Below are 19964 nucleotides of genomic sequence, written 5' to 3' on the forward strand. Positions count from 1 at the left end.
GGCCGGCGGCCCGGACGGGTCAGCGGACCGGCGGCGGTTCCATCAGCACCTGTCCGCTCATGCCGGCGATCAGGTCGTCGAAATGCCCGTCGATGCCGGCGTTCACCTTGATGGACTGGCTCACCGGGTCGACCCGGGCGGCCAGCCATTGCACCTTGGCGGGATAGGTCTTGCCGGTTTCGTCGATGCGCACCTGGAACGCCGCGCCCGGCTTGAGCCAGACCAGCCAGCGCGACGGCACCAGGAACTCCAGTTCCAGCGCCGTATCGTCGATGATGTCCAGCAGCGGCTGGCCCGGCTGCGCGTACTGCTGTTCGCGGATCTTCTGCTCGGCCACGCGGCCCGCGTAGGGCGCGGTCACGCGGCACTTGTCCAGCAGCGCCTTGCTCGCGGCCACCTCGGCGGCGGCCTTCTGCACTTCCGCCTGCGAGGTCTCCAGTTCGACCTTGCCCACCGAATTGAGCTGCGCCAGGCGCTGGTTTGCGCGCCAGGTCTTGTCGGCGGCGTTCTGGCCGGCATGGGCCTTGTTCAGCTGGGCCTGTTGCAGGCTGCAATCGAATTGCACCAGCAGCTGGTCCTTCTTGAACGCGCCGCCCTCGGTCACGGCCAGGCGCTGCACCTTGGCGCCGATCTCGGCCGCCAGCGTGGTGTATTGCCGGGGCGCGAGCTGGGCGCGGATGTCGCGCGGCTCCAGCGCGCCGCTTGGCGCGGGCGCGGGGATGGCCGGCAACGCCGATGCGGGTTGCGCCTGCGTCGGCGTCTGCGGCTGCGCCGTTGCCGGCGCGACGTTGGCCAGTCCCAGGGCCCAGGCCAGGCCGATCAGGCGGGCCAGGCCGGTTCCGCGCCGCGCGGCGTCCTGGAGAATCATGGCAGTTTTCCGCTTTCCCATTGCGACAGGCCGCGGGCGACGGAGGCGGTCAGTTCGGGCAGCGGCATGGCGTCCGAACCGTCGATCGTGGGCTCCAATCCCAGCGTGGCCTGCAGGCGCGCGGCGGCGGCCTGCATGTTGGACAGAGCCTGGTAGCGGCGCAGCGACGACAGGATGGCGCCGGCCTGTTGCGAGACCTGTTCCAGACCGGCCTGCTTCTGCGCCCGCACCTGATTGTCGACATGGCGGGCGATGCGCTGGTCCACGCCGGCGATCTCGTCGGCGCGCTGGTACTGGTTCATCGCGTTGCCGAATTGCAGGCGGGCGATGTGCAGCTGCGCCAGCACAGCCATCTGCGTGGCCAGCCGCTTCTGGTCGGCCAGCGACACGCCGTCCTTGGCCAGCTTCCATTGCTGCGGCGCGGACAGCAGGCTCAACAGGTTGAACGAGACCTGCACGCCGGCTTCGCGCCAATGGTCGTTGATCAGGTAGCTGTCGTTGCTCTTGTTCAGCGAGTAGTTGAACGACAGGCCGGGGAACATGCGCAACAGCACGCGCTTGGTCTCTTCCTGGGCGATGCGGGCGTTGTACAGGCTTTCGCGCAGGTCAGGGTTCAGCATCAGCGCGCGCGCTTCCAGGTCCTCGACCGGCTGTTCCAGCCATTGCGGGCGGGGGTTGAAAGCGGGCTCCACCACGCGCAGGTTCTGGGTGTCCATGCCAGGCGGCAGGCCCATCAGCGACGCCAGCTCGATGCGGGACGCCGACAGTTCTTCCTGGATGGCTTCCAGCAGGCGCACGTTCTCCAGCAGCTGGCGCTGGTAGCGCAGCGGCTCCAGCGGCGAGCGCAGCTGCTCGGCCTCGGCCTTGCGGGCGTCGGCCAGCGCTTTTTCCGCCTGGTCGCGGGCCGAGCGCAGCGAGCTTTCCAGCGCCTGGCTGGCGACCACGCGCCAGTAGGCGGTGCGCACATCCTGCACCAGCGTGTAGATGGCCTTGCGGCGGCGCTCGGCGGCGATGCGCACGCGGTCGGCGTTCTGGCGCGCGGCGTAATAGCTCTGGCCGAAATCCAGCAGGCTCCAGGACAGCGTCAGGGCGCTCTGCGTGTAGTCACGGTCGGTCGAGATGTAGGGATGCGCCAGCGAGGGCTGCCCCGTCACCGAGTCCGTGCTGCGGGTGATCAGGTCCTTGTCGCGGTAGCGGTAGCCGGCCGACGCCACCAGCTTGGGCAGCATGTCGAAGGTGGACACATCATAGGTGCCCTGCGCCACCGCTTCCTCCATCGCCCGCAGGCGCTGGCCGGCGTTGTACTTGATGGCGCGCGCGATCGCTTCCTCCAGCGGCACCGGACCGCTGACCGGCGCCACGTCCCTGGCCAGGGTCTGGCGGTCGGCCTGCACCTGGGTCTTGATGTCATCCGCGCTCAGCGGCTGGGCGGTGAAGCTGGCGCAGCCCGACAGCAGCGCGCCGGCGCCGATCATGCCCCACAGGCGCAGGCGCAGCGGGGGCAGGCGCAAGAAACGGCCTTGTATGGAAATATTCATCGTCTTGTTTGTAGTTTCTTGTTACTTGTATGGTTGAGACGTGCGAAAGCCATACCCTGGCGGCAGAACATGGAGCAACAGCGGGGTTTGCCGAGAGTCCGAAGCTGGCAGGACGCGGCAGTCCTGGAACAGCCCTAAGGTGTTAACGGTTCAGCGAGGACGAATCCTAAGGCAGCAGTAACAAATTCCACAATTGGGGATTGTCGTCACCGGTCGCGATTGTTGCGAAATAGCCTGGGCCGGCGAAGTTTGCCGGACGTCATCGCGTCACGCCACGGATTGTGTTGAGTACGCTGCGCGTCCGGTTCGCCATGTCCGCCCGAAGTTCTGCCTTCGCCTGCCGCAAGGCGCGGAACCGACTCTCGCGGGCGGCCGGCCCGCTCACTCGTAGCGCTGGCGGGCCGCCGACCACTTCAAGGTCTGCTTCCAGACACCCTTCTGCTGGCGCAGCTGGATGTCGAAGTAGCCATCGGTCTTGCCGGGCAACAGGGACAGCGTGTTGCTCGCGTCCGACTCGATATGCTCGCGCGTGCCGTCGGGGTTCCAGTCGCCGGCCAGCATCTTGTAGAACGCCATCGGCTGGGCGAACACCACGCGCAGCGCGCGGCCTTCGATGCGGAACAGGTACAGCGCCTCGAAATCGGCGCCGCCGCCGGAATAGCCCTCGCTCCAGCCGGCGCGCACGCCGAAGGCGGTTTCGTCCGGACGGATCTGGTAGCGCGCCAGGTCGAAGCGCTTCCAGCTTTGCGGCGCGGCCAGCATGGGCTTGCCCGCGTCCTGCATCGCCAGGTCGATGGGCGGATCGATATTGGAGTCTTCCCAGTCAGTCTCTACGGACACCGGGGTTTCGGTGCGCGCGACCAGCGCGGGCGCGCCGTCCGCCCCGGTTTCGAATACGCCGAACCACACGGACTTCTGATCGCCGTCGCTGCCGGACAAGGCCACGCATTCGTTGCGCGAATACTTGGCCGACTGCGCCGCCGCTTCGGCCGAGGCCGCCAGGCAGACCACGCCGACGTAGGCGCGCTCGCGCTGCGGCCAGGGCTTGGCACCGGCCAGCACCAGCCGGTCGGCGGGCTGGCCGGGCGCCAGCTGCCGCAGCAGGAAGTCCGCCGTGAAGCCGGCCGGCAGCGCCGTGCCGAAGCCGTCCGGCGCGGGCTTGCCCGACATCTGCTGGTCGAACATCTGCCTGGCCGCGTCGGTCTGGATGACGTCGCGCACCTGGTCCAGCGATTTGACCGTGGTCTGGGCATGGACGCAGGACAGGGCGAAGACCAGCGACAGGGGAAACAGGGCGGCGGGGCGCAGGCGCATGATGAGAGGATCCGAAGCAAAGGCAGGTCGTGGGGATGGCAGATTGTAGAGGTGGCCGGCGGGCCGGCGCGCGCGGCCCGTTCCTTCACGATATGGCGCTATATTCGGTAGCGCCGATCTTCCGCCGGCGATTCCGTCGGCGCATCATCCGTCCCGGCGCCTTGATCTGCTTGCCATGCCCCACGCCCCAAACGCCGTTTACCGCCGTCCTTCCCCCTGGTTGCGCCTGCTGGCCGGCGTCTGCCTGCTGCCGCTGGCCGCCTGGGGCGCCGGCGCGCTGTGGTTCCAGTTTCCCGGCGGCGCGGCGGCGCGCGGCGTGGCCGTGGCGGCCTGGGCCGCGCTGCATCTCTGGCTGCTGGGCCTGCTGATCGTCGGTCGTCCCTGGTGCGCCGGCCGCCGCTGGTGGGCGGGGTGGGCGCTGGCCGTCGTCGCGCTGCTGGTCTGGTGGCACACGCTGCGGCCGTCCAACGACCGCGACTGGGCCGACGAGGTGAGCCGCATGCCGCAGGGCACGGTGCAGGGCGACCACGTGCGCCTGCGGGACGTGCGCAACTTCGACTGGCGCGGCGACGCCGACTACGACGCCCGCTGGGACACCCGCGACTACGACCTGAGCCGGCTGCGCAGCGTGGACATGATCCTGTCCACCTGGGGCATGCCCGCCATCGCCCACACCCTGGTGTCCTTTGGCTTCGACGATGGCCAGCGCGTGGTGTTCTCGGTCGAGATCCGCAAGGAACGCGGCGAGCAGTTCTCGGAACTGGGCGGCTTCTTCAAGCAGTTCGAGCTGAGCGTGATCGCCGCCGACGAGCGCGACATCGTGCGGGTGCGCACCGCCGTGCGCGGCGAAACGGTATCGATCTACCCCATCCGCATGCCGCCCGAGGCGATGCGCGCGCTGTTCCTGTCCTATGTGGACACGGCCAACGCGCTGCGCGCCGAGCCGCGCTTCTATCACACGGTCACCGCCAACTGCACCACCATCATCTACCAGATGGTGCGCGCCATCGTGCCCGGCCTGCCGGTCGACTACCGCCTTCTGCTGTCCGGCTACCTGCCCGAGTACCTGTACGAACACGGCGGCCTGGACACCAGCCGGCCGCTGGACGCGATCCGGCGCGATGCCGACATCACCCAGCGCGCGGCCCGGGCGGGCAACACGCCGGCGTTCTCGCAAGCCATACGCGAACCTTTCCTGTCCCCCCGACCATGAAGCATTCCCTCGGGCTCGTCGCTCGCTGTGCCGCGCTGCTGCTGATCCTGGTGACCGCCGGCTGCGCCGGCGTCAAGGTCGCGTCCGTCAGCACGCAGGACTACATCGCCCAACGACGCGGCGACGTGCTCACCACCGGCAAGCTCAGCGCCGCCGCCAGCGAGGCGCTGGCCGTGCTGGGCCTGGACGCCGACAAATGCCGCGCGTCCGCGCTCAACTGCACCAGCGCGCTGCGCGGCAGCGACGGCCTGGACACCGAGCGCCAGCTGTCCACGCTGTCCGAGGTCTGGCTGCTGCACGCCGTGGAGCTGGAACGCCAGCGCCCCATCGCCGCGACCGACCGCGACGAGCTGCTGGACGCCTACCTGCAAAGCGCGCGCTACGCCTACGCCTACCTGTTCCACTCGCCGCGCCCGCCGGCCGAGCGCGCCTTCGAGGACCGCCAGACCCAGGTGCGCGACTATTACAACTATGCGGTGCAGCAGTCCGTCACGCGTCTGTTCTCGCACTACCGCGACGCGCCCAAGGCCGATGCCGCGCGCAGCGGCGAAAGCGCCCGCATCGGCGACTGGAACATCCACTTCCTGATGGACTAGGTGCGCCTGCCCGGCGGCAAGACCACGCCCTACGAGCTGATCCCGGCGTCCACGCTGACCTTCAGTGGCCTGCGCAGCATGTACCGGCGCGACGGCTTCGGCGCCGAGCTGGTCGCCGTCATGGCGCGCAGCGTCAATGACAAGGACACCTTCGAGCAGCCCTATAGCGAAACCCCGTTCCCGGCGCTGTCGGTGATCCTGTCCTTCAAGGGCCGCACGCTGACCCAGATCCTGGAGACGCACGACGCCGCCTTCACCGTCTCGGATCCGTATCGGCGCTACTACGTGTCGCTGGGCGGCATCTCGGTGCCGCTGGCCGCCAACTTCACCTCCGGCTACGGCCTGTGGCTGGCGCGCTCGGGCTTCGCCACGCAGGCGCTGCGCAACGCCATCGGCACGTCGGACGGACTGGCCGAGCCGCACATCTACCTGCTGCAACCCTACGACCCCGATCGGCGCATCATCGTCATGCTGCACGGCCTGGCCAGCAGCCCCGAGGCCTGGATCAACACGGCCAACGAAGTGTTGGGCGATGAGGTACTGCGGCGCGGCTACCAGATCTGGCAGGTCTACTACCCGACCAACGCGCCCTTGCCCTACAACAACGCCGAGATCCGCAAGGCGCTGCGGCGCACGCTGGAACACTTCGACCCCATGGGCACGGCGCGCGCCTCGCGCGACATGGTCGTCATCGGTCACAGCATGGGCGGCATCCTGAGCCGCCTGATGGTGTCCTCGTCGGGCGACGTGCTGTGGAAGGCATTGCAGGAATACCGCTCGTTCACGCCCGAGGAAATGGCCGAGGCCGAAGCGGAATTCGGCGACATGATGCGCTTCGAGCCCTTCCATGGCATCACCCGCGCCGTTTTCATCGCCACGCCGCATCGCGGCACCGAGTTCGCCGAGCACCGGCTGGCGCGCTGGGCCTCGAACCTGATCACGCTGCCGGCCACCGTGCTGCGCAAGTTCGCCCGCATGAGCCAGCGCGCCGAAGGCGGCGAGATGCCCGGCGGCGAACCCTACTACATCCCCAATGGCGTGGACAGCCTGAGCCCCAAGGACCCGTTCATCCGGCTGCTGCCGCAGATGCCGATCTCGTCCGCCGTGACGTTCCACAGCATCGTCGCCACCGACAAGCCGGACGCGCCGCTGGAGGAATCCACCGACGGTTTCGTTACGTATCACAGCGCGCACCTGGACGGCGCGGCGTCGGAAGCGGTGATTCCGTACACGCACAGCGTGCAGGAAGCGCCGGAGGCCATATTGGAGATCCGGCGGGTGCTGCGCGAGCATCTGGGGGCGGCGAAGTAGGGACTTGCAGAAACAGAGGAGGCTGTCTTGAAGCTCTTGAGGTATATCGTCAGGTACGACCGTGGCCTGGCTCCGAATCCGTACTTCGGCGTATGTTCCCTGGCGCTATGCACGCCGAATCATATGAACGCGAAACTCGGACGGGGAGATTGGATCTTGGGGCATGCGCCGCGAAAAGGGGGAACCGGCTCGTGTATGCGATGCGGATCACCAATGTGCTGGATATGAATGATTACTTCGACCAGTTCCCGAGCAAGCGGCCGGATCCGGCAGGCACATTCGAGCAACGGCGCGGAGACAATATCTACTATTCCCGTGATGGCCAGTGGCGGCGAGCCCCATCCCTGGAGCACAACACGGTGGAGAATTTCCGGCAAGACTGCGGCAGGACGGTCTATTTGGCCGAAGGGGCGGAAAATTACTGGTATTTTGGCGCCGAGGGCGCATTGCGGGCCCAGCAGGAGTTTCCTTCCAGGTTCCCGAGGCTCGTGCATGCCGGAAGAGGAATCAGCTACGCCACCGACCCACGCGTCATTGCCGGGTTTGCGGCGTGGCTGGAATCCCTGGGGCGTAGTGGATTGATCGGAGAGCCTGGCGACAGGGCGCTGCTGCCTGATTCGGACTACCTTGTCGCAATTGATCCTGACGAGCAATGGATGCGGGTGGAAGACGCTCCGGGCGCCTCGTCGCTCTCCTGTTCTCCGTCATCGACAGGAGAAAAAAGAAGCGCAAAGCGCTGCGGTACCTGTTGAGCGCGGATGGACCTGGCAGCGTCGCGAGGGTGGATCATGATAGAAAGTGAGACATAACGACGAAAACGTAGCATTGCGTTTCCGTGCGTGGTGTGAGTCTTGTTGCAGGGCAATACTCTGAAACGTTCTCAAGGCAGTCTGGATAGATAGTCGATTTTTCGTCCGTAGAATGCCGTCTCCATCAATAACCCCCGGCTGAATAAGAGCGAACCATGAAAAAAACCATTCTTCTCGCTTCCGTCTGCGCCGCCTTGCTCCAGGCCTGCGCCCCGGCGTCCAACTCCACTCGCGAAGGAGCGTCCTCCATGTCCGCCACCGCCCCGTCCGCCGCCTCCCAGGCCACGCTGTCCGCCTACTACTGGCACCTGGCCTCGGCCGTCGACGCCTCGGGCAAGCCCATCGCGGCGCTGCAAAAGGGCATCGACAATCGCCTGCGCCTGTCCTTCACCGAACAAGGCCTGAGCATCACCGGCGGCTGCAACACGCAGTTCGGCGGCTACCGCTATGACAAGGGCGTGCTGCAGGTGGCGCAACTGGCCGCCACCATGAAGGCCTGCGAACCCAGCCTGATGGCGCTGGACGCCGAAGTGGGCCAGCGCATCAAGGGCGACCTGCGCGCCTCGGTCGCCACCGACGCGCCCGAACCCGTGCTGCAACTGGTCGCCCAGGACGGCGCCGTGCTCAAGTTCACCGGCGAGCCCACGCCCGAGACCCGTTACGGCAGCAAGGGCGAGACCATGTTCCTGGAAGTGGCCGCCAAGCGCGTCAAGTGCAGCCACCCGATGATCCCCAACTACCAGTGCCTGCAGGTGCGCGAGCGCCGCTACAGCGAGTCCGGCGTGCAGCAGCCCGCGACCGACAAGTGGCATCCGCTGTACCAGTCGATCGACGGCTACGAGCACCGCGACGGCGTGCGCACCGTGCTGCGCGTCAAGCAATACGACTGGAAGAACCCGCCCGCCGACGCGCCGTCCAAGGTCTATGTGCTGGATATGGTGGTGGAGCAGGACATGTCTGGCAAGAAACCGAAGTAAACTCGCCGCCGGCCGCCATGCGGCCCGTCAAAGGCCGGACGGAACCCCACGTCCGGCCTTTGGCATTCTGGGCGGCGCGCCGTGGCTATCCACGGCCGGCGTCGGGCGGCTTGATCTTTGTCATGCCATCGGATGGCGCGCGGATGCCAGAATCCGATGACGCCATGAACGCCTATGCCCTGTTCCTCATCCTGCACCTGCTGGCCGCCTTTCTCTTCGTCGGCACGGTGACATTCGAAGTCTTGTTCCTGGAACCGGTGCACAAGCGCCTGCCCGTTGACGTGCGCAAGGCGCTGGGCGGTCAGCTCGGGCCGCGCGTGCGGGCGGTGCTGCCCTGGTCGGTGGCGGTGCTGTACCTGGCGGGGCTGGCAATGGCCTGGCAGTATCGCGGCGCGCTGGCGGATCCGTTGGGCTCGCCGTTCGGCATCCTGCTGTCGCTGAAGATCGCGCTGGCGCTTAGCGTGCTGGCGCATGTGCTCACTGCGTTGACGCTGGCGCGGCGGCAGCGCCTGAGCGGGGCGCTGAGCCGGCGCATGCATGTCAGCGTGTTCTGTCACATGGTGCTGATCGTGGTGCTGGCCAAGGCGATGTTCCATGTGGCGTGGTGAGCGCGGCGTGATGCCGCGCCGGGCCGCCCGATACTCGAAGCGTCAGACGGGCAAGACCAGCGGTTCCCGCGTGCCGTAGCCTTCCTCGCCATACACCAGCCCCGGCAACGGCGAACGGCCGCGTCCGCAGGCGTCCCACAATTCCCCGACCCACTGCATGGCCGTGTCGACGATCACGTTCTGCACGTCGAAGCCGGCTTCGTCCGAGCCGAACAGGGGCACCTCGGGCTCGATGCCGTCTTCGGTATGGCGCACGTCGAACAGGTAGCGGTGGCCTTCGATGGCCTTGTTGAGCACGAACAGGTCCGGGCCTTCCAGGCTGGCCACGACCGAGAACGTGCCTTCGCCGTCCTGGTCGGGGAACACCACGATGTGGATTTCGCGCGCCTTGGGCGGCAGGGCGGCGATCAGCGCGGTCAGCGTGGCGCGGGCGGCGGCGTCGTGGGCGCGCAGGATGCGCAGCAGTTCGGCTTCGTAGTCGGATTGGGTCATGGGTGTTTCGTTCAGGGCGGGTGGCGCGGGTGGCGTGGGTCCAGGCATGCGCCGGCTGGGCGCATGGCCGGTTGGATGGTCTGTTTTAACAGAAGCCGTCCCGACGCCCTGAACGGCAAGCGCGCGCTGCTAAGGCCCCGCGCGGGGCGCCGTCTCTTTCCTGTATTCCCGCACGTACTGCCCAAAGCGCAGCATCGGCACCTCGCCCCGCAAGGTCTGGGGCAGCAGCTTGCCGCAGAAGTATGCGCTGTCCGCCACCGGCCGTTGCGGAAAGTACCGGGGCGCCAGCTGCTTGTGCGCCTGCATCCTGGCATTGTCGATGAAGGCTTCGGCCTGTTCCGGCCCGATGGCTTCGACCAGCTGCGCGCGGATCAGCATTTGCAGTTCGGTCTGATGGCGGCCATGGTTGCGGTCCCAGTCCTGGTACAGATCTTGCAGCATGGCTTGCGTTGCGGGGTTGTCGCGCGCGCAGTGTTCCAGCGTGTTCGCGGCCAGTCCGCGCACGTCCATGAAGGCGGTATAGAGGAATTGCAGGCGGCCGGTGCTGTCGGCCGGCGCGGGCGACGGCAGGATGGCCAGGAGGCAGGCGGCGGCGCGAAGCAATGTGCGGAGTGTCATGGTGGCCCTGGCAGGATCTGGAGAAAGGGCGCGCAATGAAGCGCGCTCGAAGATCATGCGGGGGCCGCGCGGCGCGCGCCACCAGAGGATTCTGAAATTGACGACGAGGGCCGCTGGCGGGCTTCAGGCCCGTTTGCAGAACGGGCAGTACAGCTCGTTGATGAAGTCGTCCGGCTCGATGTTGTCGCTGGGGATCAGCAAGACCATCGCGCCATGCGCTGCGCGCGGACCACGGTGGCGGAAAGACAAAAAGTGGTTCATCGCACCTTACCGGGGACGGCGCGATGAACCAGTCAATCGTCCCATGCGGCTGGCGTAATCCAGCCAGACGCGTGTCACTTGGGCATCACCACCGTATCGATGACGTGAATCACGCCGTTGTCCGCCACCACGTCCGTCTTCACGACCTTGGCGTTGTCGACGCTGACTTGTCCGCCATTCACGGCCACGGTCAACGAATCGCCTTCAACCGTCTTCACCGGGCCCGCCTTGACGTCCTTCGCCATCACCTTGCCGGGCACGACATGGTAGGTGAGCACCTTGGTCAAGGCCGCCTTGTCTTTCAGCAGCGCATCGAGTTTGTCTTTGGGGATCTTGGCGAATGCGTCATCGGTCGGCGCGAACACGGTGAACGGCCCGGGGCCCTTCAGCGTGTCGACCAATCCCGCGGCTTGCACCGCGGTCACCAAGGTATTGAAGGAACCTGCTGACTTCGCTGTGTCCACGATGTCGGCGGCTTGCGCGGTGCCGAGCGCGAGGGCGAACGTCAGGGTGGTCAGGACGCGTTTCATAATCGACTCCTTTCATAGACGAGGGGGGGCTGCACGATGAGGTTGGCGCCCCGGTTGCGCGGTATCGAGTGGGTCATGTGAACCGCTTGAAAGTGAATTTACGCGCCGAAATCTTCACAGTCCATAAAATGACCCGCTAAAATACAAACAAAACGGGTCAATATCGGGTCATAAGGAGGGCGTCGACATGGAACATCAGGCTTCTTCGGAACCGCAGCACGTGAGTTATCGCAGCGGCGCGGCGGCGCGGCTGGCAGGACTTTCCCCGGAAACACTGCGTGTCTGGGAGCGGCGCTACAACCTTTCCAACACGGAGCGCTCCGAACGTGGGCAGCGCTTGTATTCCGCAGAACAGGTCCGCAAATTGAGCCTGTTGAAACAGTTGGTGGACCAGGGCCATGCGATCGGCGTGCTTGCCCTGATGCCTGACGCCCAACTGCAAGAACTCGCCAATGCGGCATACACGCAGCCTGATGCCGTCGGACCCATTCGAATCGGGGTAATTGGCAGCAACCTTGCGAAGCGCATTGCGGGCAGCGCGCGCGACAGAGCCGATCTGGTGCTGGAATACAGCCGTTCCCAGCTTGAGCAGGCCGCGCAGGACGCGCCAAACGCCAGCGTGGAAGTCCTGGTCATCGAGCAATCAGAATTGCACGACAACGCGGTTTCGCTGATCGCCGGCATCAAGAATCGTTGGGGCGCGGTCGCTGTCGTGGTGCTCTATCGCTTCTGCGCCAGCGCCACCATTCGGGCGCTTCGCGCCCAGGACTGCCTGGTTGCGCGCGTTCCAGCCGATGTAAACGAGCTTGCGCTGCTGTGCCGCTCGGCCCTGACCGGAGAACGTCTTCCGCCACAACCGCCATCCCACCTGCCCGACATCCGTTTTGACGAAAGCGCGCTGCTGACCATCATGGCTTCCGGCAGCGGGCTGGCATGCGAATGTCCCAAACATCTGGCGGACCTGTTGATGATGGTGGGTAGCTTCGAACGCTACAGCGCCCAATGCGCCTCGCGCAGTGCGGACGATGCCCAGTTGCACAGCGATTTGCAGCGGGCCGCGGGTCAGGCGCGCGCCATCCTGGAAGCCGCGATGGAAAAGCTCGCGACGGCCGAAGGCTTGCCTATGCCACCCACGACACGTCTTTGATCACGCCCGCGACGCGTCAAACGCCCGGCACTCCGCCTTCAACCATTCCGAGAATATCCGCGTGCGCCGTTCCTGCGGCCGCCGCGACAGCAGCACATACCGCGCCGGCGCCGCGACGTGCTTGCCGAACACATCGACCAGCCGCCCGCTACGGACCTCGTCATGCACCATCGCGCTGCGCCCGATCGCCACGCCCTGGTGATTCAGAGCCGCGCCGATGGCCAGGCTGGCCAGGTTGAACTGCGGGCCGTCCAGATGCTTGAGCCAGCGCGGCTGGTGCGCCTGCATCCAGGTGCGCCACTCGATGAACTCCGCCGCGCCGACCCAGGGCGAGGCGTCGTGCAGAAACGCCACGCCGTCCAGCGACTTGCCGGCCCGGAACTGCGGATGCGCGGCCAGATACTCGGGCGTGGCCACCACCAGCAGGTATTCGTCCATCAGCGCGTCGGCCTGTAAATGGCCGTAGTCGTCCGGGTCGTAGCGGATGGCGATGTCGATGTCTTCCTCGTCCATCCGCTTGCGGTCCAGCGGCTGGAATTCCGCCTTCAGCCGTACCGACACGTCCGGCTGCAGGCGATGGAATTCCGTCAGGCGCGGCATCAGCCATTGCAGCGCGAACGAGGGCAGGCAATTGACCTGCAAGGCTGACGCGGGCAGGCCCAGCCGCTCGATCTCTTGCTGGATGTCGCCCAGCGCGCGGCTGATGGTGGCGTGCAGCTGCTCGCCCTTGGGCGTGAACGTCAGCCCGCGCTGCCGCCGCACGAACAGCGGATAGCCCAGCCGGTCTTCCAGCTGGCGGATCTGCTGGCTGACCGCGCTCTGCGTCAGGCTCATGGCCTCCGCCGCCCGGGTGAAGCTGAGATGGCGGCCCGCCATGTCAAAGCAGCGCAGCGCGCCCAGCAGCGTGGAATCGAAATGGACTGGCATGAAGAGGGCAGGAATAAGTAAGGCTAATGGCAGGATTAGAAATCATCGCTATTCTTGCACGCCGCCGGCTTCTACGATCTGCGCCTGTTCCTTCCCATGCCCGCGCAAGATGACCGTCAATCTCGATCCTCAGTTATTAGCCCAGCTTCAATCCCGCACGCCGCTGCTGTGGCTCAACCCGGCCCGGGGCGGCCCGCTGCCCGACGACGCGCCGTCCCTGGATCGGATCGACGACGCGCAGCAGCGCCTGGCGCGCTGCGCGCCGCTGCTGGCCGGGCTGTTTCCCGAGTTGGCGAATGCGGGTGGGCAGATCGAGTCCCGCCTGATGCCCGCCCAGGCCTTGCAGCAGCAACTGGGCGGCGCTTCGGCGTCCGGCAGCTGGTATCTCAAGCGTGATGACGAACTCCCCGTGGCCGGCTCCATCAAGGCCCGTGGCGGTTTTCATGAAGTGCTGGCCCTTGCAGAGTCCATCGCGCTGGAGCACGGCCTGCTGCCCCACGCCGACGCCGACCGCCGCCTGCTGGCGACGCCACAGGCCCGCGCGCTGTTCGGCCAATACGCCGTGACCGTGGGCAGCACCGGCAACCTGGGCATGAGCATCGGCGTCATGGCGGCCGCGCTGGGCTTTGACGCCGTGGTGCACATGTCCGCCGACGCCAAGGAATGGAAGAAAGACCGCCTGCGCCAGCGCGGCGTGCGCGTCATCGAGCACGCCGGCGACTACGCCCAGGCCGTCGCCGCCGGCCGGGCGCAGGCGCTGGCCGCGCCGCGCAGCCACTTCGTCGACGACGAGCAATCCGAGCTGCTGTTCTTCGGCTACGCCGCCGCCGCGCGCGGCCTGGCGCGGCAACTGGCCGAGGCGGGCCGCAAGGTCGACGCCGAACATCCGCTGTTCGTCTACATCCCCTGCGGCGTCGGCGGCGCGCCGGGCGGCATCACCCACGGACTCAAGGCGCTGTACGGCGACCACGTGCATTGCTTCTTCGCCGAGCCGGTCGCCTCGCCCTGCATGCTGGTGCAGCTGGCCGCCGGCATGCAGGCTCCCACGTCCGTCTACGACCTGGGCCTGGACAACCGCACCGAGGCCGACGGCCTGGCGGTCGGGCAGGCATCCGAGCTGGTGGCGTCGCTGATGACGCCGCAACTGGGCGGCGTCTTCACCGTGTCGGACGACGAGCTGTACCTGAACCTGCTGGCGCTGAAGGACAGCCTGGACGCCGAGGTCGAACCCTCGGCCGCCGCCGCCGTCTCGGGGCCGGGCTGGCTGCAGGGCTCGGCCGCCGGCCGGGCCTATGCGCAGGGTCTTGCCATGGCCAACGCCACGCACGTCATCTGGGCCACCGGCGGATCGCTGGTGCCGCGTGATGCGTTGCTCGGCTTCCAGGAACACGCCAGGACGCTGCGCCCGCGCCGCGCGGCCTGAGCCGCCACGTTCCGATATCCCGCGGATATCAGGCAGAGCCCCAGCAGATCCCCAGCCGATCCCAGGCAGACCCCCATACCAACAACGACATTCCAAGGAGACAACCCGTGAGCGCCAGCGCTTCCCTACCCGCCGGCCGGGCCGCAACCCCGGACCAGCAAGCCTTTGAAAACGCGACCTACAGAAAGGTCGCGCTGCGGTTCATCCCCTTCCTGATGCTCTGCTACGTGGTCGCATACCTGGACCGCATCAACATCGGCATCGCCAAGCTCAACATGCTGGCGGACCTGCAATTCAGCGAAGCGGCCTATGGTCTGGGCGCCGGGCTGTTCTTCATCGGCTACATGGTGTTCGAGGTGCCCAGCAACCTCATCATGCACCGCGTCGGCGCGCGCCTGTGGATCGCGCGCATCATGATTTCCTGGGGCATCCTGTCGGGCGTCATGGCCTTCGTCACCACGCCCTGGCAGTTCTACACCGTGCGCTTCCTGCTGGGCGTGGCCGAGGCCGGTTTCTATCCGGGCGTGATCCTTTATCTGACGTACTGGTTTCCGAACCGCCGCCGCGCCAAGATGACCGCCATCTTCCAGGCCGGCATCCCCGTGGCCGGGCTGATCGGCAACCCGCTGTCGGGCTGGATCATGGAACGCTTCCATCTGGTCGGCGGCCATCCGGGCTGGCAATGGCTGTTCGTGCTGGAAGCGCTGCCGACCATTCCGCTGGCCATCGGCGTGCTGCTCATCCTGTCCAACCGCGTGCAGGACGCCACCTGGCTCACGCAGCAACAGCGCGACCTGATCACCCGCGACATCGCCGAAGACAACGCCGGCCGCGAACACATGCCGCTGCTGCGGGCGCTGCGCGACGCGCGCATCTGGAAAATCATCGCCATGACCTTCCCGGCGATGATGGCGCTGTACACGCTGGGCTTCTACCTGCCCACGCTGATCAAGGACGCCGGCGCCGAAGGCGGCGTGCGCATCGGCCTCTTGAGCGCCATTCCCTATCTGGTCGCCATGGTGGCCATGGTGCTGGTCGGACGCAGCTCGGACCTGCGCCGCGAGCGCCGCTGGCACCTGGTCTTCATCCTGGTGCTGGGCGCCGTGGGCCTGGTCGCCAGCGTCTTCGCCGGCACCAACCTGACGCTGGCCGTGATCGCGCTGTCCGTGGCCGCCGCCGGCATCATTAGCTTCTCGCCCATCATGTGGACGCTGCCCACCGCCTTCCTGGGCGGCGCCACGGCGGCCGCGTCCATCGGCATCATCAACAGCCTGGCCAACCTGGGCGGCTTTGTCAGCCCTTACCTGATCGGCTGGATCCGCGACATCTATCACAGCACCGCGCCGGCCATCTACGTGATCGCGGGCGCGCTGCTGGTCAGCGCCCTGATCGCGCTGAGTTTCGACCCCAAGAAAGTCAATCGCTGAAGAGCACGCAACATGGCAAGCACACCCGCAACACCGCTGCGTCTGGCCGTCGCCGGCCTGATCCACGAAACCAACACCTACGCCGCTGAATTCGCCGGCCAGACCCCGCTGCGCGCCTTCGAGCAATACAGCGGCCAGGACCAGATCCTGCAAGCCTTCGACAGATCCAACCACCAGGTCGGCGGCTTCATCGAAGGCGCGCGGCAGGCCGGCGCGGAACTGGTCTGCGGCTACGTCGGCCAGGCCACGCCGTCCGGCACCATCGAGGCCCAGGCCTACGCCCAGATGAAACGCCGCATCCTCGACGGCCTGCGCGCCGCGCTGCCGGTGGACGGCGTGCTGCTGGCGCTGCACGGCGCCGGCGTGGCCGACGGCGTCGAAGACATCGAGGGCGACCTGTGCGTGGCCGTGCGCGAACTGGTTGGCCCCGCCACGCCCATCGCCGCCGTCTACGACCTGCACGGCAACATGACCGAGGCCATGCGCGACAGCTGCGAACTGACCTTGCCTTGCAAGCTCTATCCGCACACGGATTTTCATGATCGGGGCGTGGAGGCGGTGGCGCTGCTGCGCGAGATCATCGCCGGCCGCCTACGGCCAGTGACCGTCATGCGCCGCCTGCCCATGCTGCCCTACATCGTCACCACGCAGGAAGGCTTCATTCCCGCCGAGGTCAACGCCGTCTGCGCCGAACTGGCCCAGCGGCCCGGCGTCATCGACTGTTCATGGTTCCACGGCTTTCCCTACGCGGACATCGCCGCGCCGTGCCCCGCCGTGGTCTGCACCACCGCCGGCGACCTTGTGCTGGCCGAGCGCTGCGCTGACGAAGTCGCGCAATGGATCTGGACGCGCCGCGAGAACTTCCGCCCGTCCTTTCCCAGCCCGGCCGAGGGCGTGGCGCAGGCCCTGGCCGCCGCGCACGGCCCGGTCGTCGTCAACGAATACGCCGACAACCCCGGCGGTGGCACGCCCGGCGACGGCACCCACTTGCTGCGCGCCGTCCTCGACGCCCAGCCCGCGCCCGGCACCTGCTGTTTCGCGTCGATCAACGACGCCGCCGTCGTCGAACAGGCCCGTCAGGCCGGCGTGGGCGCCACCATCAGCGTGTCGCTGGGCGGCAAGCAGGGGCGTTTCCAGGGCGAACCGCTGCGCGTGAATGCCTACGTCAAGGCCATCACCGACGGCCGTTTCATCAACCGCGCCGGCTCCATGTTCGAAGGCGTGCGCTTCGACCTGGGCGCCATGTGCCGCCTGGTCATTCAGGGCGTGGACGTCATCGTCGCCTCGCGCGCCGAACAGATCTACGACGAGGAACCGTTCTTCCTGCACGGCATCGACGTCAACGCGTACAAGCTCATCGCCATCAAGGGGGCCAATCACTTTCGGGCGGGTTATCGACGGTTGGCCGCGCAGATCATCTCGGTGGATAGCGTGGGGTTGAGTACTGCTGATATCACTTCGTTTCCGAGGGAGCGGCTGGTTGGAGAGTATTGGCCGCTGTCGGATCGCGCTGCGTTGGAGGGCAGGCAGAGGGTCTGACGCCGAGCGGTACCGATATCCGCAGTCGATCGGCCTCGGCTCGACTCGTGAGCGAGTCGAGCCGTAGCGCCATCATCCATCAATCCCTGAACGCGCCGGCTCCCGCAATATCCTTGGGCACCAGGCATCTGTGCTTCTTCGGATTGCTCATATCGCAGACAAAGAACCACGCGGTCCAAGGCCCTTGAATCGCGTCCGCCGTCAGTTGGGACTTTTTGGCGGGTATGACGTCGCTGAGGCCATACCTGAGGGGATTCAGGCATTGATTGATCGGCCCGGGCGCTTCAAGGCAGAACGTGACGGCCACGGGCATCGCGCAATCGTTCTGGATCCGTTTGTACGCGTCCGACACGCCTTTGCCGCTTTGGACGATGCGCACGCATTTGCCCGAGATGTACGGCGCATGATCATTTTCCTGTGCCGGCGCCTGCGGCCGAGCACCGGCAGGCGCGGCGGTCGTTGATATCGGCGTCTTGCCGCGCGGTGATGTGGAATCACTGGCCGAGGGCCATCCCGCGTCACGATGGCACTGATACACCTTCAGCCGTGGCGTGATGGTGTCAGCGAAGTTCGGCGGTTCCCTGTTGATGACCAGGTCGGCGCAGGCGCCACCTGAATTCCCCTCGCACCCGAGCAATGCGCGTTGCCGCGGCGTGTCGGTCATGCCGTAGGCGGAGTAGATGCGCAGCCCGTTGTTTTGAACGTTTGTGCTGGCTTCCCGCTGGAGCGCCACCAGATCCTGGAAGTACGCATCCAACTCTGCTTTCGAGAGCATTTTCTCGCGCAGGGCCGCGAACTTCAGCGTGATCGCCCCGTGGGAGGGGCTGGAAATCGTCGTTTCAACCGGACAGTTCGCGGAGGCCGTCGATCGTTCTTTCGAACTGGCGGCTGCAGGGGTTGATGCCGTCCGTGTGGCGCTGCCGGGCACAGCGGCAGCTTTAGGAGGAACACTGCCGCTGCCTGGGCTGCTTGCTACCTTGCTTTCCGGCGAGGCGCCGGCGGGAGCCGCCTTGTTGCTGAGTTCACCATCGACATAAAAGTACTCCTGGGCCTCCCCTTGGCGCTCCTGGGCCACGACCTTCCCTTGCCAGGCCCCATGCACTAGCACGCCTGTCGCCGTGGACATCACGTGTCCATTCAAGTACTTCGTAAGGGTCCCGGCGCCTTCGCCATACCCGTTCTTGCAAGCGCCGCTCCATCCATATGAATAGCCCGGACTGAGCTGGGCCGCCCGCTTGATCACGCGACAGCCGGCCGAGTCGGTATGCCAAATCCCTTCCGAATGGGCTGGCGATACCGAACACAGGGCAAGAATCAGGATGGACAGGATTGCTCTGCCGGTGCGCATCGAATTCCCCGAATCATGTTTTTCAGCGGCGCGCCATGCATCTGGCTTTTATTGATCGCACGACTATACGCCCGTCAGCGCCGTCCGGTTCAGTCCCGCACCAGATACGCCTCGCCGCCCGGTTTCAGATACGGCGTCAGCGCCTTGAACGGCACCTGGGCATGCGTGCCCAGGCAGGCGCCCGAGGAATGCCCCACGCCCGACACCGACAGGCTCAAGGCGCCCGGCGCCTGCGCGCCCAGCGCCAGATAGTCCGGCCACAGGTCTGCGCAATCCTCCAGGTTCGGATGCTGGTCGGCCTTGCTGGCGTCCGGCCCCTGGTCCACCGCCTGCTTCACCAGCGTCAGCAGCGCCGCGCTCTTCTCGCCGCCGAACGTGCGCTTGCCGGGCACATAGGCGTCAAACACCCGGTTCCAGTCCAGATACTCGCCGCGCAGCAGGTCGAAGGTATAGGCATCGAAATGGTTGTACGGATGTACGCCGCCGCAATCCAGGCTGCCCGATTCCGTCACGGTCATCAGCGCGCGCGACAGCCAAGTCACTTTCACATCCTCTTCATCAAACCCGCCCAGCGTGCCAGCCATGGGATTGGTGCTGGTGTACGCGGTCGCCTTGCAGTCCAGCGCGCCCAGGCTCTTTTGCCAATGGCGCTGCTCCAGCAGGTAGTTGATGCGCTGCATGACCTGCGGGTCGGGATGGCGGGTCAGGCGGGGATACAGGAATTTGGTGCGCGGGTCCTGCCACATTTGATAGGCGACGGTGGCGTTGCCGATTTCCTTGCCGACGGGTTTGGCGTGGCCGGTGAGTTTCAGTGTGTCGTAGGGGGCGCGGGTGGAAGTGATGCCGGCGTTCAGGTCCACGTCGCCCAGGTTGACCTGGGTGGCGCGGGCTTGCTTGCGGTCTTGTTCTAGCTGGGCGGTGTCGTATTGAGCGACGCGTTTCAGGTCGAAATGGCGCTGCTTGCCGGTTTTGGCGTCGGTCCAGGTGCCTTTGTAGGACGTGGGGGTGAGGGTGCCTT

General features: G+C 66.4%; 19 protein-coding genes and 1 pseudogene. 10 read left to right on the forward strand and 10 right to left on the reverse strand.

Going from position 1 to position 19964, the window contains the following annotated elements; all coding sequences use genetic code 11:
• Positions 1–19: 19 nt before the first annotated feature.
• The 3 genes from AC6LJ5_RS17935 to AC6LJ5_RS17945 all read right to left on the reverse strand — a co-directional run bounded on the left by AC6LJ5_RS17935 (position 20) and on the right by AC6LJ5_RS17945 (position 3720).
• The gene (locus AC6LJ5_RS17935; RefSeq protein ID WP_392411509.1) at positions 20–868 is read right to left on the reverse strand and encodes an efflux RND transporter periplasmic adaptor subunit; all 849 of its coding nucleotides are present in this window, start codon (positions 866–868) and stop codon (positions 20–22) included.
• Positions 865–2406, reverse strand: a complete 1542-nt coding sequence (locus tag AC6LJ5_RS17940; RefSeq protein ID WP_498141180.1) for a TolC family protein — start codon at positions 2404–2406, stop codon at positions 865–867. Before AC6LJ5_RS17940 ends, AC6LJ5_RS17935 begins: the two co-directional genes overlap by 4 nt.
• A 381-nt stretch (positions 2407–2787) precedes the next feature.
• Positions 2788–3720, reverse strand: a complete 933-nt coding sequence (locus AC6LJ5_RS17945; protein WP_498141181.1) for a hypothetical protein — start codon at positions 3718–3720, stop codon at positions 2788–2790.
• A gap of 175 nt (positions 3721–3895) precedes the next feature.
• Between AC6LJ5_RS17945 and AC6LJ5_RS17950 the strand changes: the two genes are divergently transcribed.
• The 6 genes and pseudogenes from AC6LJ5_RS17950 to AC6LJ5_RS17975 all read left to right on the forward strand — a co-directional run bounded on the left by AC6LJ5_RS17950 (position 3896) and on the right by AC6LJ5_RS17975 (position 9234).
• The gene (locus AC6LJ5_RS17950; RefSeq protein WP_498141182.1) at positions 3896–4933 is read left to right on the forward strand and encodes an Lnb N-terminal periplasmic domain-containing protein; all 1038 of its coding nucleotides are present in this window, start codon (positions 3896–3898) and stop codon (positions 4931–4933) included.
• On the forward strand, positions 4930–5529 hold the full coding sequence (locus AC6LJ5_RS17955; RefSeq protein WP_498141183.1) for a hypothetical protein: 600 nt from the start codon (positions 4930–4932) through the stop codon (positions 5527–5529). Before AC6LJ5_RS17950 ends, AC6LJ5_RS17955 begins: the two co-directional genes overlap by 4 nt.
• Positions 5530–6840, forward strand: a complete 1311-nt coding sequence (locus AC6LJ5_RS17960) for an esterase/lipase family protein (RefSeq protein ID WP_498141184.1) — start codon at positions 5530–5532, stop codon at positions 6838–6840. It begins immediately after the preceding gene.
• A gap of 36 nt (positions 6841–6876) precedes the next feature.
• Positions 6877–7592, forward strand: a pseudogene (locus AC6LJ5_RS17965) (Nmad2 family putative nucleotide modification protein).
• A gap of 305 nt (positions 7593–7897) precedes the next feature.
• Complete coding sequence (locus AC6LJ5_RS17970; protein ID WP_498141185.1) at positions 7898–8626, forward strand: DUF4377 domain-containing protein; 729 nt, start codon at positions 7898–7900, stop codon at positions 8624–8626.
• Between the two features lie 143 nt (positions 8627–8769).
• Positions 8770–9234 (forward strand): CopD family copper resistance protein, encoded by a 465-nt coding sequence (locus tag AC6LJ5_RS17975; protein WP_498141186.1) that lies wholly within the window; start codon positions 8770–8772, stop codon positions 9232–9234.
• A 42-nt stretch (positions 9235–9276) separates the two neighbouring features.
• Here the strand turns inward: AC6LJ5_RS17975 and AC6LJ5_RS17980 are convergent, their stop codons facing one another.
• The 4 genes from AC6LJ5_RS17980 to AC6LJ5_RS17995 all read right to left on the reverse strand — a co-directional run bounded on the left by AC6LJ5_RS17980 (position 9277) and on the right by AC6LJ5_RS17995 (position 11135).
• Positions 9277–9726 carry a DUF6389 family protein gene (locus AC6LJ5_RS17980; protein ID WP_498141187.1) on the reverse strand — a complete coding sequence of 150 codons (450 nt, stop codon included), beginning with the start codon at positions 9724–9726 and terminating at the stop codon, positions 9277–9279.
• A 129-nt stretch (positions 9727–9855) separates the two neighbouring features.
• The gene (locus tag AC6LJ5_RS17985; protein ID WP_498141188.1) at positions 9856–10344 is read right to left on the reverse strand and encodes a hypothetical protein; all 489 of its coding nucleotides are present in this window, start codon (positions 10342–10344) and stop codon (positions 9856–9858) included.
• 123 nt (positions 10345–10467) lie between these two features.
• A complete protein-coding gene (locus AC6LJ5_RS17990; RefSeq protein WP_498141189.1) occupies positions 10468–10605 on the reverse strand; it encodes a hypothetical protein in 138 nt (45 codons plus the stop codon).
• Between the two features lie 74 nt (positions 10606–10679).
• Positions 10680–11135 (reverse strand): fasciclin domain-containing protein, encoded by a 456-nt coding sequence (locus tag AC6LJ5_RS17995; RefSeq protein WP_103272986.1) that lies wholly within the window; start codon positions 11133–11135, stop codon positions 10680–10682.
• A 187-nt stretch (positions 11136–11322) separates the two neighbouring features.
• On the opposite strand from AC6LJ5_RS17995, the gene AC6LJ5_RS18000 reads away from it, so the two are divergent.
• The gene (locus AC6LJ5_RS18000) at positions 11323–12282 is read left to right on the forward strand and encodes a MerR family transcriptional regulator (RefSeq protein ID WP_103272987.1); all 960 of its coding nucleotides are present in this window, start codon (positions 11323–11325) and stop codon (positions 12280–12282) included.
• Here the strand turns inward: AC6LJ5_RS18000 and AC6LJ5_RS18005 are convergent, their stop codons facing one another.
• Positions 12283–13209 (reverse strand): LysR substrate-binding domain-containing protein, encoded by a 927-nt coding sequence (locus tag AC6LJ5_RS18005; protein WP_498141190.1) that lies wholly within the window; start codon positions 13207–13209, stop codon positions 12283–12285.
• Between the two features lie 109 nt (positions 13210–13318).
• Here AC6LJ5_RS18005 and dsdA point away from each other — a divergent pair, with 109 nt between their 5' ends.
• The 3 genes from dsdA (at position 13319) to AC6LJ5_RS18020 (ending at position 17598) form a co-directional block, all read left to right on the forward strand.
• A complete protein-coding gene (dsdA, locus tag AC6LJ5_RS18010; protein ID WP_498141191.1) occupies positions 13319–14632 on the forward strand; it encodes a D-serine ammonia-lyase in 1314 nt (437 codons plus the stop codon).
• Between the two features lie 107 nt (positions 14633–14739).
• On the forward strand, positions 14740–16059 hold the full coding sequence (locus tag AC6LJ5_RS18015) for an MFS transporter (RefSeq protein ID WP_498141192.1): 1320 nt from the start codon (positions 14740–14742) through the stop codon (positions 16057–16059).
• A gap of 12 nt (positions 16060–16071) precedes the next feature.
• On the forward strand, positions 16072–17598 hold the full coding sequence (locus AC6LJ5_RS18020) for a M81 family metallopeptidase (RefSeq protein ID WP_498141193.1): 1527 nt from the start codon (positions 16072–16074) through the stop codon (positions 17596–17598).
• 79 nt (positions 17599–17677) lie between these two features.
• Here the strand turns inward: AC6LJ5_RS18020 and AC6LJ5_RS18025 are convergent, their stop codons facing one another.
• Both AC6LJ5_RS18025 and AC6LJ5_RS18030 read right to left on the reverse strand, forming a co-directional pair.
• A complete protein-coding gene (locus tag AC6LJ5_RS18025; protein WP_498141194.1) occupies positions 17678–18724 on the reverse strand; it encodes a hypothetical protein in 1047 nt (348 codons plus the stop codon).
• 311 nt (positions 18725–19035) lie between these two features.
• Positions 19036–19964, reverse strand: a 929-nt coding sequence (locus AC6LJ5_RS18030) for a hypothetical protein (protein WP_498141195.1), incomplete at its 5' end; no start/stop codon positions are given.

This window comes from Achromobacter sp. 1011791174, from assembly GCF_059760925.1.